Raw genomic sequence first — 14738 nt, 5'->3', positions numbered from 1 at the left:
GGGGGAGGATTTGCAGGCGCCGGCGCAAAGATGCTCCCCCTCTGGGGGAGCTGTCGGCGAAGCCGACTGAGGGGGTCCTCCCCCTACTTCTTCGCCAGGTAGTCCAGCGCCATGAACACTTCGGCCTTCACGCCCGTCTCCAGCACCGCCTCGTCGATGTCGAAATAGGGCGAGTGGTTGGCCGGGGCGCCGGCGGCCGGCACGTCGGCCTTGCGGCCGCCCAGCTGGACGAACACGGCCGGGACCTTCTGGCCGTAGAGCGAGAAGTCCTCGGCGCCGGTGACCAAGGCGGCCTGGTCGTCGACCTTGCCGGGCGAGGCCTTTTCCAGCGAAGCCTTGACCCACTTGGACAGGGCCGCGTCGTTCCAGGTGACCGGATAGGGCTGGGTGAACACCGCCTCGGCCTTGGCGCCATAGCGGTCGCCGATGGCGGCCACGGCCTTCTGGGTCTTGGCGATCACCTCGGCCTTCCGCTCGGGCGTGAAGGTGCGCAGCGTGCCGCTCATCACCAGGTCCTCGGGGATGATGTTGTTGCGCACGCCCATGTTGATGGTGGCGATGGTCAGCACCGTGGGCGAGGTCCCGACGTCGATCTGGCGGGCGGCGATCTGGTTCAGGGCCTGGACGATGTCAGCCGAGATGCTGGCCATGTCGATGCCGGCCCAGGGGCGCGCGCCGTGGGTCTGCTTGCCCTTGACGGTGATCGTGAGGCGATCGGCGCCGGCATAGAAGCCTTCGGGGCGATAGTTCAGGGCGTGGGCGTCGCCGGGGCCGATATGGACGCCGAAGATGGCGTCGACCTTGGGGTTGTCGAGCGCGCCGTCGGCGATCATCAGCTTGGCGCCGCCCTCGTCGCCCGCCTGGGGCCCCTCCTCGGCCGGCTGGAAGATGAACACCACCGTGCCGGCGATGTCGTTCTTCATGCCCGCCAGCACCGTGGCCGCGCCCAGCAGCATGGCCACGTGGGTGTCGTGACCGCAGGCGTGCATGACCGGAACGGTCTTGCCTTCCCAGGTGGCCGTGGCCTTGGAGGCGAACGGCAGGCCGGTCTTTTCCAGCACCGGCAGGGCGTCCATGTCGGCGCGCAGGGCCACGACCTTGCCGGGCTTGCCGCCTTTCAGCACGCCCACGACGCCGGTCTTGCCGACGCCCTCGCGGACCTCCAGGCCGAGCGCCTTCAGTTCCTTGGCCACCAGGGCCGCGGTGCGGACCTCCTGGTTGCCGAGTTCCGGATGCTCGTGGACGTCGCGCCGCCAGGCCACCACCTTGGGCTGGGCCGCCTTGGCCGCCGCCTCGACCTTGGCTGCGGCCGGCGCGGCCAATGCGGGGACGGACATGGCGCTCGCCGCCATCAGGGCCAGAACCGAAACCTTCGCGCGCACGCCCATTCCCGACTCCTAGAGAAGACTTTGCGGCGAGCTTGGCGGTTCCGGCCGCCGGGTCAAGGCCGCCGACGCTTTACCTAAGGAACGGCTTTCCACGCGCCCGCCGAAGACTAAGCTTCGCTCATGACCGAGCCTGCATTCGACTCCAAGGACGACGGCGAGGCGCTGGACCCCGCCTCCGGCGTCATCCGTCCGCGCCATGCCGCCACGCTGATCGTGGTGCGCGACGACGGCCCCGTCCCGCGGGTGCTGATGGGCCGTCGCAATCGCGGCCATGCCTTCATGGCCAGCAAGTGGGTGTTTCCCGGCGGCCGGGTCGATCGCGGCGACTATGGCGCGCCGTCGGCGACCGAACTCGCCCCCGAGGTCGCCGTGCGCCTGACCACCGAGCCCCGCCACCCCTCGCCCGCGCGCCTGGCCCGGGCCCTGGCGCTGGCGGCCGTGCGCGAGACCTTCGAGGAAACGGGCCTGCTGCTGGCCAAGAGCGCGCAGGCCCGCCCGGCGGCGGGCGCCTGGCGGCCGTTCCTGGCCCAGGGCGCCTTGCCCGACCTGTCGCCGCTGAGCTTCGTGGCCAGGGCCATCACCCCGCCCTACCGGCCGCGCCGCTTCGACGCCCGCTTCTTCATGGCCCCGGCCAGCGCCCTGCTCAGCCTGGAGCCGCAGCCAGACTGCGGCGAGCTGGACGAGATCGCCTGGGTCACCTTCGAGGAGACCCGCGACCTCGACCTGCCCAGCATCACCCGCATGGTGCTGCGCGAGTCGGCGTTTCGCCTGAAAGACCCCAACCGCCCCGCGCCGTTCATGCGATTCCTGCGCGGCAACGCCGTGCTGACGGAGCTTTGACCATGCTCGCCCTCCTCCTCGCCCTGCAGGCCGCCCCGGCGCCCGCGATCGACCAGGCCGCCTTCCTCGCCGGCTGCTGGCGGCAGGAGCGCCCGAACGGCGTCGTCGAGGAGCAGTGGCTGGCGCCCGGCGGCGGCATGATGCTGGGCATGAGCCGCACCGTGCGCGAGGGCAAGGCGCGCGCCTACGAGTTCACCCGAATCCAGGAGGCCGACGGGCGACTCACCTTCTTCGCCCTGCCCTCGGGCCAGCCGGCCGCGGCCTTCCCGCTGAAAAGCGCCGCGCCCGGCGAGCTGGTGTTCGAGAACCCCGCCCACGACTTTCCCCAGCGCGTGATCTACAAAAGCCAGGGCCAGGACGGGCTTCTGGGCCGGATCGAGGGCGAAATCGGCAGCAAGGCGCGGTCCGTGGACTTCCCGTACAAACGATGTTCAGGCGCCGATTGACTTTGGCCCGTTGATGCGTATGTTCCGCGCCTCTCATTTCGACCGCGCGGAGACCTGCGCGACCACCGCAGGGATACGACCATGGCCAAACCGGCTTCGATCAAGATCCGCCTGAATTCGACGGCGGACACCGGCTTCTTCTACGTCACCAAGAAGAACGCCCGCACCAAGACCGAGAAGATGGTGCTGAAGAAGTACGACCCGGTCGTGCGCAAGCACGTCGAATTCCGCGAAGGCAAGATCAAGTAAGATCGCCTCGTCGCACCGACGATTCTCGAAAACGCCCGGCGGCAACGTCGGGCGTTTTTGTTTTTCCGGTCCCTGGAATAGGTTCATCGCGTGATCGTTCGCCTCGCCCTCGCCTTCTCCGTCATGGCCGCCCTGCCCGCCTGCGCCGAGCCCGCGCCGGTGCAGAGCTACGAGGTGGTCCGCACCTATCCCCACGACCGCCAGGCCTTCACCGAGGGCCTGCTGGTGCGCGACGGCCAGCTCTATGAGAGCACGGGGCTGGAAGGCCGCTCGTGGGTGCGCAAGGTGGACCTGGAGACCGGCGCGGTGCAGCAGCAGGCCGACCTTGATCCCAAGTACTTCGGCGAGGGCATCGTCGACTGGGGCGACCAGATCATCCAGCTGACCTGGCAGAACGGCATCGGCTTCGTGCGCGACCGCTCGACCTTCGCCGTCAAGTCGACCTTCAGCTACGCCGGCGAGGGCTGGGCCCTGACCAAGGACGACCGCCGCATCATCATGAGCGACGGCACCGACGAGCTGCGGTTCCTGGACCCCAAGACGCTGAAGGAAACCGGCCGGGTGAAGGTGACCGACGATGGCAAGCCCGTGGACCAGATCAACGAGCTGGAGTTCATCAAGGGCGAGGTCTGGGCCAACATCTGGCAGACCGAGCAGATCGTGCGGATCGATCCCAAGACCGGAAAGGTGGTCGGGCGCCTGGACCTGTCCGGCTTGCTGACGCCGCAGGAGGCCGCCCGCGCCGACGTGCTGAATGGCATAGCCTACGACGCCAAGGCCGACCGCATCTTCGTCACGGGCAAGTTCTGGCCGTGGCTGTTCGAGATCAAGGTTCTCAAATGACCCTTCTCCCATAGGGAGAAGGTGGCGGTCGAAGGCCGCCGGATGAGGGGTTAGGGACTGAAGACGGCGTGCCAGCACGCCGGTCGACGGCGTAACCCCTCCCCCTCCCATGCTTCGCATGGGCCCCTCCCTCTCCCTCTGGGAGAGGGGAACTTAAGCCGCCTTGCAGACCACGGCGTTGCGGCCGGCGGCCTTGGCTTCGTAGACGCCGCTGTCGGCGCGCTTGAGCAGGGCCTCGGGGGTGTCGCCCGCGCCGGTGGTGGCCGAGACGCCGACCGAGATGGTCACCGTCAGCATTTCCTGGCCGCCGGCCACGCGGAACGGCGAGCCGGCCACGTGCATGCGGATGCGCTCGGCGATGCGCACGGCGTCGGCCAGCTGGGTGTCGGGCATGATCACCGTGAACTCCTCGCCGCCGTAGCGGCAAGGCAGGTCGATGGCGCGCACGTTCGAGGCCAGGCGCAGGGCGAACTCGCGCAGCACCTCGTCGCCGACGTCGTGGCCGAAGCCGTCGTTGATCTTCTTGAAGTAGTCGATGTCGATCAGCAGGGCCGAGACCGGGTCGCCGCCCATGGTGGCGCGGTTGACCAGGGCCGACAGCTGGCCGGTCATGTAGCGGCGGTTGTGCAGGCCGGTCAGCGGATCGGTGACGGCCAGCTCCAGCGAGTGGTCGAGGTTGTTGCGCAGATAGTCGGTGTAGCGCTTGCGACGCACCTGGGTGCGGACGCGGGCGGCCAGCTCCTGCGGGTCGATCGGGCGCGGCAGCACGTCGTTGACGCCGATATCCAGCGCCTTGACCATCCGCGGGCGGTCGTCGGGATCCACCACGGCCAGGATCGGCAGGTGGCGAGTGCGTTCGTTCGAGCGCAGGGCCGCCGAGAAGCGCAGGCCGTCGAAGCCGCGGGCGGCGGCGTTGACGATGACCAGGTCGACCGGACCGCTGGCGCTGATCTCGGCCTTGGCCAGGTCGGTCTCGATGACCGGGCGGTGCTCGACCGCCAGTTCGGTGGCGACGCGCTGGGCCTGGCGTTCGTTGTCGTCGACGATCAGCACCCGGCCGCCAATGCCGTCGAGGCGGGCGGCGGCGCCGGCGATCACGCCGATGCGGCGGCCCGAGGCCTCGCGTTGGCGCAGTTCGTCAATGACCATCTTCAGGCGGGTCAGGCTGCGCACGCGGGCGAACAGCATGACGTCGTCAATGGGTTTGGTGAGGAAGTCGGCGGCGCCCGCCTCCAGGCCCTGGATGCGATCGGCGCGCCCGTCGAGGGCGGTGACGAGCACCACCGGGATGTGGCGGGTGGCGGCGTCTTCCTTGAGCTTGCGGCAGACGGTGAAGCCGTCCATGCCGGGCATCATCACGTCGAGCAGGATGATGTCGGGCAGCTCCTCGGCCGCCTTGGCCAGAGCGGTCGGGCCGTCATAGGCGTAGGAGACCTGATAATACTCGGCCGAAAGCTTGGCCTCGAGCAGGCGCACATTGGCCTCGATGTCGTCGACGACGAGGATTCGCGCGCTCACGGCCTGTTACCTCTCCAGCAGTCGGCGGATGGTGTCGAGGAAGTGCGACACCGAGATGGGCTTCGAGATATACGCCTCGCAGCCGCCCTCGCGAATCCGCTCTTCATCGCCCTTCATCGCAAATGCCGTAACAGCGACCACGGGTATATGTGACAGATCGTCGTCCTCCTTGAGCCACTTGGTCACTTCCAGACCCGAAATCTCGGGCAGCTGGATGTCCATGAGGATCAAGTTAGGGCGGTGTTCACGGGCGATCGACAGCGCCTGCAGTCCCTCGCGGGTCTGCAGGGTCTCGTAGCCCTGGGCCTCGAGCAGATCATGAAACAGCTTCATGTTCAGCTCGTTATCCTCGACGATGAGGACCTTCTTCGTCATCCTGACCCCGACCATACGGTCCGTGGCGACACGTGAGGGATTCGCGCCGCTTCTTCATCCTCAGATCGCACGAATATCCTTAAGCCCGCGCTAATCGCGTTTCCAACGACCGATCGCACACAAATGGACGCCCGCTCTCCCGACCTCAAGACCTGCACGCTGGATGCGCACCGCCCGCTCGTCATCGTGGACGTCGACGAAGTGCTGGCCCGCTTCATGGCCGGCTTCGGCGCATTCATCGGCCGGCACGGCTTCGAACTGCGCGTCGATCGCTTCGCGCTGTTCCAGAACATCTATCGCCCGGGCGAGACCGAGCACCTGGACCTGATCGCCGGCCGGGCCCTGTTCGACGACTTCTTCCGTGACGGCGGCGAGGACCTGGAGCCGGCCGTGGGCGCGGCCGACGCCCTGGCCGACCTGTCGCTGGACGCCAACGTCGTGATCCTGACCAACGCGCCCGAGCACGGCCGCCAGACCCGCGCCCGCTGGCTGAAGACCCACGGCTTCGACTATCCGCTGATCATCAACGCCGGCCCCAAGGGACCGTCCGCGGCCGACCTGGCCGGGCGGGTCGAGGCGCCCGCAGTGTTCGTCGACGACCTGCTGCCGCAGCTGGAATCAGTGGCCGAGTACGCCCCGAGCGTCCGTCGCTTCCAGATGGTGGCCGACGAGCGGCTGCGCCCTCTGGCCCCCAGCGCGCCCGACCGCCACGCCCGCATCGACCTGTGGCCCGACCTCAAGGTCGCCATCCGCGAGGCGCTGGCGCTCGACGCACGATGAAGGCCCTCTGCAGGGACTGTCTCTGGACCGGCGAGCGCAAGGCGCCGCGCTGCCCGTCGTGCGGCTCGCCGCGCACGGTCTTCCACGAGGAACTGGGCGCCCTGTCGATGGCGCACCTGGACTGCGACGCCTTCTACGCCTCGGTCGAGAAGCGTGACGATCCCACCTTGCGCGACAAGCCGGTGATCGTCGGCGGCGGCAAGCGGGGCGTGGTCACCACGGCCTGCTACATCGCCCGCATGAGCGGCGCGCGCTCGGCCATGCCGATGTTCAAGGCGCTGCAGCTGTGCCCCGACGCCGTCGTGGTGAAGCCCAACTTCGCCAAGTACAAGCACGAGAGCGCGCTGATCATGGCCCGCCTCTCGACCCTGACCCCGTTGGTCCAGCCGCTGTCGCTGGACGAGGCCTGGATTGACCTTTCCGGCACCGAACGCCTGCACGGCGCGCCGCCGGCGGTGATGCTGGCCAAGGTGCAGCGCGACATCGAGGCCGAACAGAACCTGACCGTCTCCATCGGCCTGGCCCCCAACAAGTTCCTGGCCAAGATCGCCTCGGAGCTGGACAAGCCGCGCGGCTTCTCGGCCATCGGCGCGGCCGAGGCGGTGGCGTTCCTGGCGACCAAGCCGGTGTCGATCCTGCCGGGCGTGGGTCCGGCCACGGTGAGCAGCCTCGCGGGGCTGGGCCTGCGCACGGTCGGCGACATCGCCAACGCCGACCTGAAGATGCTGGCCAGGGAACTTGGCGCGGGCGGCCTGCGCCTGCATCGCCTGGCCCATGGCGAGGACGCCCGGGCCGTCGATCCCGACAGCGTGCGCAAGACCATCAGCGCCGAGACCACCTTCAACGACGACCTCTATCGCCGGGAAGACCTGGAGGACCAGCTATGGCCCCTCTGCGAGAAGGTGGCCCGGCAGGTGCGCCGCGAGGAGGTGGCCGGCCGCGTGGCGACGCTGAAGCTGCGCACGCCCGACTTCAAGATCCACACCCGTCGCCGCACCTTGCCCGTCCCCACCCAGACGGCCCAGACCCTGTTCCAGGTGGCGCGCGAACTGCTGGCCGCCGAGCCGGCCGGACGGTCCTACCGCCTGATCGGCGCGGGCCTGACCGAGTTCGTCCCGGCCGCCGGCGCGGCCGACGACTTCTTCGCCGGCGACGAGCGCCGGGCGCTGAAGAGCGAGACCGCGATCGACGCCCTGCGCGGCAAGTTCGGCCTTGGCGCCGTCGTCACCGGCCGAGCGTTGAAGAGCAAGTAGGGACCAAACAGCCGTCCTTCCCCGCGAAGGCGGGGACCCAAGCTGACATTCGGGAGGGGGCGCGGTGGCGGATTGCCCCCGGGCTCGGCTTGGATCCCCGCCTTCGCGGGGATGCACGGAGAAAAATCGGTTCAGGTTCGCGGCTATTGACCGGCGTCGGCGCTCAACGCCTCGCCCGCCGTCGTCCGCACGGCCTGGGTTAACTGGTCGAGCAGCCGCGCGGACAGCCTCGTTCGCTGCCAGTAGAGGGCGACGGATATGGCGTGGCCCGGCGGCAGTTCGACCAGCCGTCCGGAGGCCAGGTGCGGCTCTGCCAGCGTGCGCGGCGTCATCGCCCAGCCCAGGCCCGCCAGGTTCATGTCGAGCATGCCCTGCGTGGCGGGCGTCCAGTGCACCGGCCCTTCGGGGCGCACGCCCAGCGCCTCCTGCGCCCAGCGGGCCTGCAGGCCATCGCGGCGGTCGAAGCGCAGCAGCGGCGCGTGGCGCAGGCGCTCGACGTCGAAACCATCCGGGAAGACGCGGGCCATGAAGGCGGGGCTGGCCGTGGCCAGATACTCGATCGCGCCCAGCGGATAGGTCTTGCAGCCGACGACCGGCGCCGGATCGGCGGTGACGGCGGCCAGCACCTCGCCGTCGCGCAGGCGCTCGGCGGTGTGCGCCTCATCCTCCATGACGAGATCGAGCATGGCGCCGGTCTCTTCGGCGAAGCGCGCAGCGGCCAGCGGGAACCAGGTGCTGACGCTGTCGGCGTTGACGGCGATGCGGACCACGGCCGGTCCCTCGGCCAGATCGGCCAGGCGCGGCAGGTCGGCGACCAGATCGCCCTCCAGCAGCCGCACCTGCTCGACATGGGCGCACAGCCGTGCGCCGATCTCTGTGGGACGGCAAGGCTGGCCGCGGGTCAGCAGCACCGCCCCCAGGCGCTCCTCCAGCCCCTTCACCCGCTGGGATACGGCCGAGGGCGTGACGCCCAGCACGGCGGCGGCCTTGTCGAACGCCCCCTCGCGGGCGACCGCCGCCACGGCGGCCAGGGAGGCGTAGTCCAGCATTAGCCAGCCTAATTTTGATTTAGCATCCTTAGTTAGACTACAGGCGCCGTCGCCGCCATCAAGACGGTCATGAGCACCGCCCTCCTCCCCGCCTTCGCCCCGGCCTTCGCAAAGGGCTTCGCCCTCTCGGCCGGCCTGATCGTCGCCATCGGCGCGCAGAACATGTTCGTCCTGCGCCAGGGGCTGAAGCGCGAGCATGTGGCGCCGATCGTGCTGTTCTGCGCCCTGGCCGACGCCACGCTGATCATCGCCGGCGTCAACGGGCTGGGCGCGGTGCTGGCGCTGGTTCCGGGACTGTCGCTGGCGCTCAGCCTGGGCGGCGCGGCGTTCCTGGCTTGGTACGGCGTCAGCGCGCTGCGCCGAGCCACCAATCCCGAAGCCCTGGCCCTGGCCGACCAGCCGAGCATCACCCTGGGGGCGGCGCTGGCCGGAACGGCCGCCTTCACCTTCCTCAACCCGCACGTCTACATCGATACGGTGATGCTGATGGGCGCGGTCGGCGCCAGCCTGCCGGCCGGCGAACGGCCGCTGTTCATGGCCGGCGCGGCCCTGGCCAGCCTGTCGTGGTTCTCGGCCCTGGGCTTCGGGGCCCGCTTCCTGGTCCCGCTGTTCGCGCGCCCCGCCGCCTGGCGCGTGCTCGATCTCGTCATCGGGGCGGTGATGCTGCTGCTGGCCGCCAGCCTGCTGGTCGGGGCGGCCGGCCGCTAGGCGGAAACGGCCCTCCCCGGCCGGAATGCTCGGACAACGGCCAAGACATCACCCAGAGGACTCTGCTTGACAGAGCAAATCAACAACGCCACCCTGCACCACAGAGAGCTTTGAGCTCCATGGAGGATGTGATGGTGCTGACCAAGGACGAGGCCGCCGCCGCGCTGGCCGACATACAGGCGACCACCCGCCGGGGCGCCACCCTGCGCGGCTATCGGATCGGCGGACCGATCCTGATGCTGTGGAGCGTGATCTGGATGCTGGGCTATCTCAGCATGGGCCTGCTGCCGTCGCACCAGTGGGGATGGGTGTGGCTGGTGCTCGATACGGTCGGCGCGATCGGCTCGATCCTGCTGGCCCGTCCCGCGGAAAAGGCCACGCGCGCCGCCGGCGCCAAGAGCGACCGCAGCTCGCTGAAGATGATGGGCGGCATGGCGGTGGCCATCGTGTTCGTGATGTCGACCTTCTACGTGCTGCGCCCCACCGATCCGGCCGCCTACCTGGCCTTTCCGGGCCTGATGGTGGGCGCGATCTACGCGGCTGTCGGGGTGTTCGTGGCAGGGCGCTATCTGGGGATCGGCGCGGTGATGTTCGCCCTGACCCTGGTCGGGTTCTACGCCTTCCCCGAGATCCTCGCCTTCTGGATGGCCAGCGCCAGCGTGGCGCTGTTCGTCAGCGGCGTCTGGCTGGCGAGGGCGTGAGCATGGCCAAGGCCGACGACCTGATCCACCAGCCCCTGCGCCTGAAGATCATGGCCGCCCTCTATGCCGAGCGCGACGGCGAGCCGCCGGAATTCTCGCGCCTGAAGACGATCACCCAGGCCACCGACGGCAACCTGGGCAGCCACCTGACCGCCCTGGAGAAGGCCGGCTATGTCGAGATCCTGAAGGACCACGTCGGCAAGCGTCCCCGGACCCGGGCCAAGGTCACGCCGACCGGCGCCAAGGCCTTCAGGGACCACGTCGCCTACCTGCGCGAACTGGTCGAAGGGATCGACTGACGCAAGCGAAGATTGAACGATGGAATGGCGGGCGCCACAGTGGCGCCCGCCATGATCGTATTGCTTATCGCCGCCGCCCTGCAGGGCGCCCCGACGCCTCCGCCGCCTCCGCCGCCGGTGCTCCACACCTATGACGAGCTGCTGATCTATTTCGGCCCCGGCCCCATGGACATGCGGGACAGTTCGCGCCCGGCGATCGGCGAGGCCGTCAGGCAGATCGAGCTCTACAAGCCGGCCAGGATCCTGGTCACGGGGCACACCGACTCACTGGGTCCGGCGGATCGCAACATGCAGCTTTCGGCCCGGCGCGCCGAGCTGGTCAGGCAGGCCCTGATCAAGGCCGGCGCTCCGGCGGACCGGCTCGAGATCGTCGCCCAGGGAGAGAGCCAGCCGGCGGTGTCCAGCGGCGACGAGGTCGCCGAGCCCCTCAACAACCGCGTGATCGTGATCCTGAAGGACCCGACCGCGCCGCCGCGCTGACTACATCAGCGAGCCCTTGCCGCTGGTCACTTCGGTGTAGCGGTGCACGCGCACGGCCTGCACGAGGCCAAAGCCGATCATCACGGTCATCATCACGGTGCCGCCGTAAGACAGCATCGGCATGGGCACGCCCACGACCGGCGCCAGGCCCATGACCATGGCCCCGTTGATCAGCACGTAGAGGGCGAAGGTCGCCGTCACGCCCGAGGCGGCCAGACGTCCGAAGTGGCTGTGGCTGATCGAGGCGATGCGCAGCGCCATGAAGATGACCACGCCGTACAGCGCCAGCACCCACAGGCAGCCGACGAAGCCGAACTCTTCGGCCAGGGTGGCGAAGATGAAGTCGGTCTGCTTTTCCGGCAGGAAGTTCAGCTGGCTCTGCGAGCCGAGGCCGAAGCCCTTGCCGAGCAGGCCGCCTGAGCCCAGGGCGATCTTCGACTGGTAGATGTGGTAGCCCGAACCCGACTGGTCGGCCTCGGGGTTGAGGAAGGTCAGCACGCGCTTGCGCTGATAGTCGTGCAGCACGAACAGCACGAAGGGCGGGATGGCCACCAGGGCGCCGATGACGCCGGTGGCGATCACCCGCCAAGACAGCCCCGCCAGCACCACGATGGCCAGGCCCGTCATGGCGATCAGCATGGCGGTGCCGAGGTCGGGCTGGTGGGCCACCAGCAGCACCGGCGCGCCGATCATCGCCAACGGAACCAGCAGCCGCCAGGAGAACCGGGCGCTGTCGGCCGACAGGCCGTGGTAGTAGCGGGCCAGGGCCAGCACCACGCCGATCTTCATGATCTCGGACGGCTGGAAGCGGAAGCCGCCGATCGACAGCCAGCGCTGGGCGCCCAGCGACACGTCGCCGATCAGCTCCACGGCCACCAGAAGCAGAAGGCCCACCCCATAGATCGGATAGGCCAGGGTGAACCAGACCCGCAGGTCGACCATCGCCAGGATGATCATCATGATGAAGTAGAGGCCGAAACGAAGCAGGTGCTTGTCGGCCCAGGGCTCCCACGAGGCGCCCGCGATCGAGAACAGCATCAGCGCGCCCGAGCCCGCGATCAGGCACAGGAGCAGGCAGAAGGTCCAGTCGATCTCCATGAACTTGATGATCGGCCGATCGCGTTCGCCGGGCCGGGAGAGGCCGCCGCTGAGGGTCATATGTGGCCTCCCTGGGGTGGCTGGCCGGTCGTCGGGGTCGCCTCGGGCGGCGGCGGAGCGCCCTCCTCCGGCTCGTCGGGCGCGGCGCCTTCGACGACGCCGTCCGCGGTCTCGACCGGGGCCTCGGGCAGAGGCATGGGACGTTCGATGCGGGCGCGGATCTCCGGATCCTTCAGGAGGGCCACACGCATGACCTCGCGGGCGCGCGGCGCGCCGGCGGTGGCGCCGCCCAGGCCGCCGTGCTCGACCAGCACCGCCACGGCGTAGCGCGGATCGTCAAAGGGCGCGAAGGCCACGAACAGGTTGTGGTCCTTGAGCTTCCACTGCACCGAGGCGCTGTTGCGGCTCTTGACCTTGTCGTAGCTGCGGACCTGGGCCGTACCGGTCTTGCCGGCCATCTGCACGTCGCCCAGGCCCAGCTGGCTCTGGCGATAGGCCGTGCCGCGCACGTCGTTGGCCACGGCCGCCATGCCGCCGCGCACGTAGTCGAGGTGCTCCTTAGAGAACGGCATGTCAGGCACGTCGGCGCCGCTGGGCTGCTCGACGCCGCCGACCGACTTGATCAGGCGCGGGTTCAGGGCCTTGCGGCCGTTGGCCAGGCGCGCGGTCATCACCGCCAGCTGCAGCGCGTTGACGCTGAGCGCGCCCTGGCCGATGCCGTAGCTGGGGGTTTCGCCCGGAAACCAGATCTGGTTGGCCGGATTGCGCTTGAAGGCCCGCTTCTTCCACTCGCGGTCGGGGACGATGCCCTTCTTCTGGCCGGGAATGCCGATGTCGAAGATCTCGCCGAAGCCCACGCCGCGGGCGGCCGTGGCGATGGCGTCGGGGCCGATCTTCAGCGCCGTCTGGTAGAAGTAGATGTCGCACGAGTTCTTGATGGCGTCGTGCATGTTCTGGGGGCCGTGGCCGCCCTTCTGCCAGCAGCGCCAGGTGCGGCCGCCGTAGTACCAGCTGCCCGGGCAGTTGATGCGGATGTTCGGATCGATGCCGGCCGCCAGCGCGGCCAGGCCCACCGTGGGCTTGAAGGTCGAGCCCGGCGGATAGGTGCCGGTCATCGCCTTGTCGAGCAGCGGCTTGCGCTCGTACTCCGACAGCGCCCGGTACTCCGCGCCCGACAGGCCCTTCACGAAGCGGTTGGCGTCGAAGCTGGGGGCCGAGACCATGGCCAGCAGGTCGCCGTTGCGCACGTCCATGACGACGATGGCGCCGCTCTCCTCGCCCATCACCTCGAGGGCGCGGTTCTGGATGTCGGCGTCGAGGGTGAGGCGCACTTCCTTGCCGGGCGTGGCGGGGATGTCGCCGGCCGGGTCCAGGCTGACCACGCGGCCCTGCGCATCGACCTCGGCCTTGATGGCCCCCGCGCGGCCGCGCAGGTCGAGGTCGAAGGCCTTCTCCACGCCCTGGCGACCGATGCGGAAGCCGGGGTTGTGCAGCAGTTCCTGGTCTTGGGTCGGATCCTTCCTGGCCGCCTCGACGTCGCGGTCGGACACCTTGGCGACATAGCCGATGACGTGGGCGAAGGCGCCGCCGAACGGATAGACCCGCACCTCGCCCATGTCGGCGCTGATGTTGGGCAGTTCGGGCGCGCGGATGTTGATCCGGGAGAACTCCTCCCAGGTCATGTCCTCCATCACCACCACCGGCGCCTTGCGCGGAGCGTTGTTGATGTCCTTGAGCAGGCGGGCGCGGCGCGTGCCGTCGATCGGCACCAGGGTCGCCAGGTCGTCGAGGGTGGCCTCGACGTCCATGCCCTTCTCCTTGATCACCATCAGGCGAAAGTTCGGGCGGTTCGAGGCCAGGGCCACGCCGTTGYGGTCGAGGATCAGGCCGCGCGGCGGCGGCACCAGGCGGTAGTTGAACTGGTTGCCGGCCGAAAGCTTCTGGTAGCGCTGGGCCTCGACCAGCTGCAGCTGGGCCAGGCGGCCGGTCAGGGTCAGCAGGCCCGCGCCGGCCAGGCCGCCGAGCAGGAACGCGCGGCGGTGGAAGACCCCCTGCCGCTCGTTGACCTCGAAGAAGAAGATCGACGGTTCGCTCATCGCCTCACCGGAACCGGACGTCGGCGTCTTCGAAGCGATCGATCAGCCGGTGCGCGAACGGGAACAGCAGCGCCGTGGCCAGGAACTGCCAGAACACGGCCACCAGGCTGGGCATGGCCAGGCTGTCCATCATCGTGAACAGGAAGCCGGCGGTCATGGAAAGCGCGCTGGCCCCGGCGTACCAGGCCCACAGCATGGGCCGGCTCTGGCCGGTCAGCATGTTGCGGCCCGCCAGCACGCAGGCGTAGGCGACCAGCAGCGACAGGCCCCACAGGCCCGTGGGACCGCCCCAGAAGGTGTCGAGGAACAGGCCCAGCAGCAGCAGCGCGAACGGGGCCAGGATCGACGGGCGGATCACGGCCCAGGCGAAGGCCGGGACCATGGCGAAGATCGGCTCGGGCAGCTGCAGGCCCCACATGCGGATCGGCGCGGCGAACAGGATCGTCGCCAGGATCACGAACAGCATGGGGACGCCCAGCCAGCGCCCCGGATTGAGGGGCCGGGCGCCGGTCATTGCGGCGTCCGGGCCGGCGCGGTCGCCGGCGTGCTGGTTGCGGGACGGGCCGCGGCGGGCGGCCGGGTCGTCGTCGCGGCGGGCGTCGTGGTCGGCTTGGG

Annotated in this window: 17 protein-coding genes; 10 read left to right on the top strand and 7 right to left on the bottom strand. The window is 69.3% G+C overall.

All coding sequences use genetic code 11. The annotated features are described in order from the left end of the window. Window positions 1-83 precede the first annotated feature (83 nt). Window positions 84-1388 (bottom strand): amidohydrolase, encoded by a 1305-nt coding sequence (locus AC1DCG_RS22490; protein WP_205691799.1) that lies wholly within the window; start codon window positions 1386-1388, stop codon window positions 84-86. Between the two features lie 120 nt (window positions 1389-1508). Here AC1DCG_RS22490 and AC1DCG_RS22485 point away from each other — a divergent pair, with 120 nt between their 5' ends. From AC1DCG_RS22485 to AC1DCG_RS22470, 4 genes are all read left to right on the top strand, one after another. Then, window positions 1509-2228 carry an NUDIX hydrolase gene (locus tag AC1DCG_RS22485; RefSeq protein WP_477030837.1) on the top strand — a complete coding sequence of 240 codons (720 nt, stop codon included), beginning with the start codon at window positions 1509-1511 and terminating at the stop codon, window positions 2226-2228. Between the two features lie 2 nt (window positions 2229-2230). After that, the gene (locus tag AC1DCG_RS22480) at window positions 2231-2674 is read left to right on the top strand and encodes a DUF6265 family protein (RefSeq protein ID WP_477030838.1); all 444 of its coding nucleotides are present in this window, start codon (window positions 2231-2233) and stop codon (window positions 2672-2674) included. 81 nt (window positions 2675-2755) lie between these two features. Next, window positions 2756-2923, top strand: a complete 168-nt coding sequence (rpmG, locus tag AC1DCG_RS22475; RefSeq protein WP_004620056.1) for a 50S ribosomal protein L33 — start codon at window positions 2756-2758, stop codon at window positions 2921-2923. Between the two features lie 90 nt (window positions 2924-3013). Beyond that, window positions 3014-3766 (top strand): glutaminyl-peptide cyclotransferase, encoded by a 753-nt coding sequence (locus AC1DCG_RS22470; RefSeq protein WP_477036830.1) that lies wholly within the window; start codon window positions 3014-3016, stop codon window positions 3764-3766. 153 nt (window positions 3767-3919) lie between these two features. On the opposite strand, the gene AC1DCG_RS22465 is transcribed toward AC1DCG_RS22470, so the two are convergent. After that, window positions 3920-5284, bottom strand: coding sequence for a PleD family two-component system response regulator (locus AC1DCG_RS22465; protein WP_165262003.1), 1365 nt, complete (start codon window positions 5282-5284; stop codon window positions 3920-3922). Window positions 5285-5290: 6 nt separating this feature from the next. Continuing rightward, a complete protein-coding gene (locus AC1DCG_RS22460) occupies window positions 5291-5659 on the bottom strand; it encodes a response regulator (protein ID WP_101711412.1) in 369 nt (122 codons plus the stop codon). A gap of 123 nt (window positions 5660-5782) precedes the next feature. Between AC1DCG_RS22460 and AC1DCG_RS22455 the strand changes: the two genes are divergently transcribed. Continuing rightward, a complete protein-coding gene (locus AC1DCG_RS22455) occupies window positions 5783-6439 on the top strand; it encodes an HAD family hydrolase (RefSeq protein WP_165262001.1) in 657 nt (218 codons plus the stop codon). Continuing rightward, complete coding sequence (locus AC1DCG_RS22450) at window positions 6436-7692, top strand: DNA polymerase IV (protein WP_477030842.1); 1257 nt, start codon at window positions 6436-6438, stop codon at window positions 7690-7692. The genes AC1DCG_RS22455 and AC1DCG_RS22450 overlap by 4 nt, the downstream gene beginning before the upstream one ends. A gap of 143 nt (window positions 7693-7835) precedes the next feature. Here AC1DCG_RS22450 and AC1DCG_RS22445 read toward each other — a convergent pair whose 3' ends face one another. Beyond that, on the bottom strand, window positions 7836-8741 hold the full coding sequence (locus AC1DCG_RS22445) for a LysR family transcriptional regulator ArgP (RefSeq protein WP_477036829.1): 906 nt from the start codon (window positions 8739-8741) through the stop codon (window positions 7836-7838). A 69-nt stretch (window positions 8742-8810) separates the two neighbouring features. Here AC1DCG_RS22445 and AC1DCG_RS22440 point away from each other — a divergent pair, with 69 nt between their 5' ends. From AC1DCG_RS22440 to AC1DCG_RS22425, 4 genes are all read left to right on the top strand, one after another. Next, entirely contained in the window at window positions 8811-9449 is a 639-nt protein-coding gene (locus tag AC1DCG_RS22440; RefSeq protein ID WP_477030844.1) for a LysE/ArgO family amino acid transporter, read from the top strand. Between the two features lie 131 nt (window positions 9450-9580). Then, window positions 9581-10150, top strand: coding sequence for a hypothetical protein (locus AC1DCG_RS22435; RefSeq protein ID WP_477030845.1), 570 nt, complete (start codon window positions 9581-9583; stop codon window positions 10148-10150). A 2-nt stretch (window positions 10151-10152) separates the two neighbouring features. Then, window positions 10153-10449, top strand: coding sequence for a winged helix-turn-helix domain-containing protein (locus AC1DCG_RS22430; RefSeq protein ID WP_165261991.1), 297 nt, complete (start codon window positions 10153-10155; stop codon window positions 10447-10449). A 51-nt stretch (window positions 10450-10500) separates the two neighbouring features. Continuing rightward, window positions 10501-10929, top strand: coding sequence for an OmpA family protein (locus AC1DCG_RS22425; protein ID WP_477030846.1), 429 nt, complete (start codon window positions 10501-10503; stop codon window positions 10927-10929). Here the strand turns inward: AC1DCG_RS22425 and rodA are convergent, their stop codons facing one another. Genes rodA through AC1DCG_RS22410 form a run of 3 tightly spaced genes read right to left on the bottom strand, consistent with a single transcriptional unit; the run spans window position 10930 to window position 14637 of the window. Continuing rightward, complete coding sequence (gene rodA / locus AC1DCG_RS22420) at window positions 10930-12087, bottom strand: rod shape-determining protein RodA (protein WP_477030847.1); 1158 nt, start codon at window positions 12085-12087, stop codon at window positions 10930-10932. Next, complete coding sequence (gene mrdA / locus AC1DCG_RS22415) at window positions 12084-14123, bottom strand: penicillin-binding protein 2 (RefSeq protein WP_477041682.1); 2040 nt, start codon at window positions 14121-14123, stop codon at window positions 12084-12086. Before mrdA ends, rodA begins: the two co-directional genes overlap by 4 nt. 4 nt (window positions 14124-14127) lie before the next feature. Further along, window positions 14128-14637 (bottom strand): hypothetical protein, encoded by a 510-nt coding sequence (locus AC1DCG_RS22410; protein ID WP_165261983.1) that lies wholly within the window; start codon window positions 14635-14637, stop codon window positions 14128-14130. Window positions 14638-14738: the final 101 nt, after the last annotated feature.

The sequence above is a fragment of the Caulobacter sp. 10L414 genome, from assembly GCF_056395525.1.
This window is presented reverse-complemented; position numbering and strand designations above follow the sequence as displayed.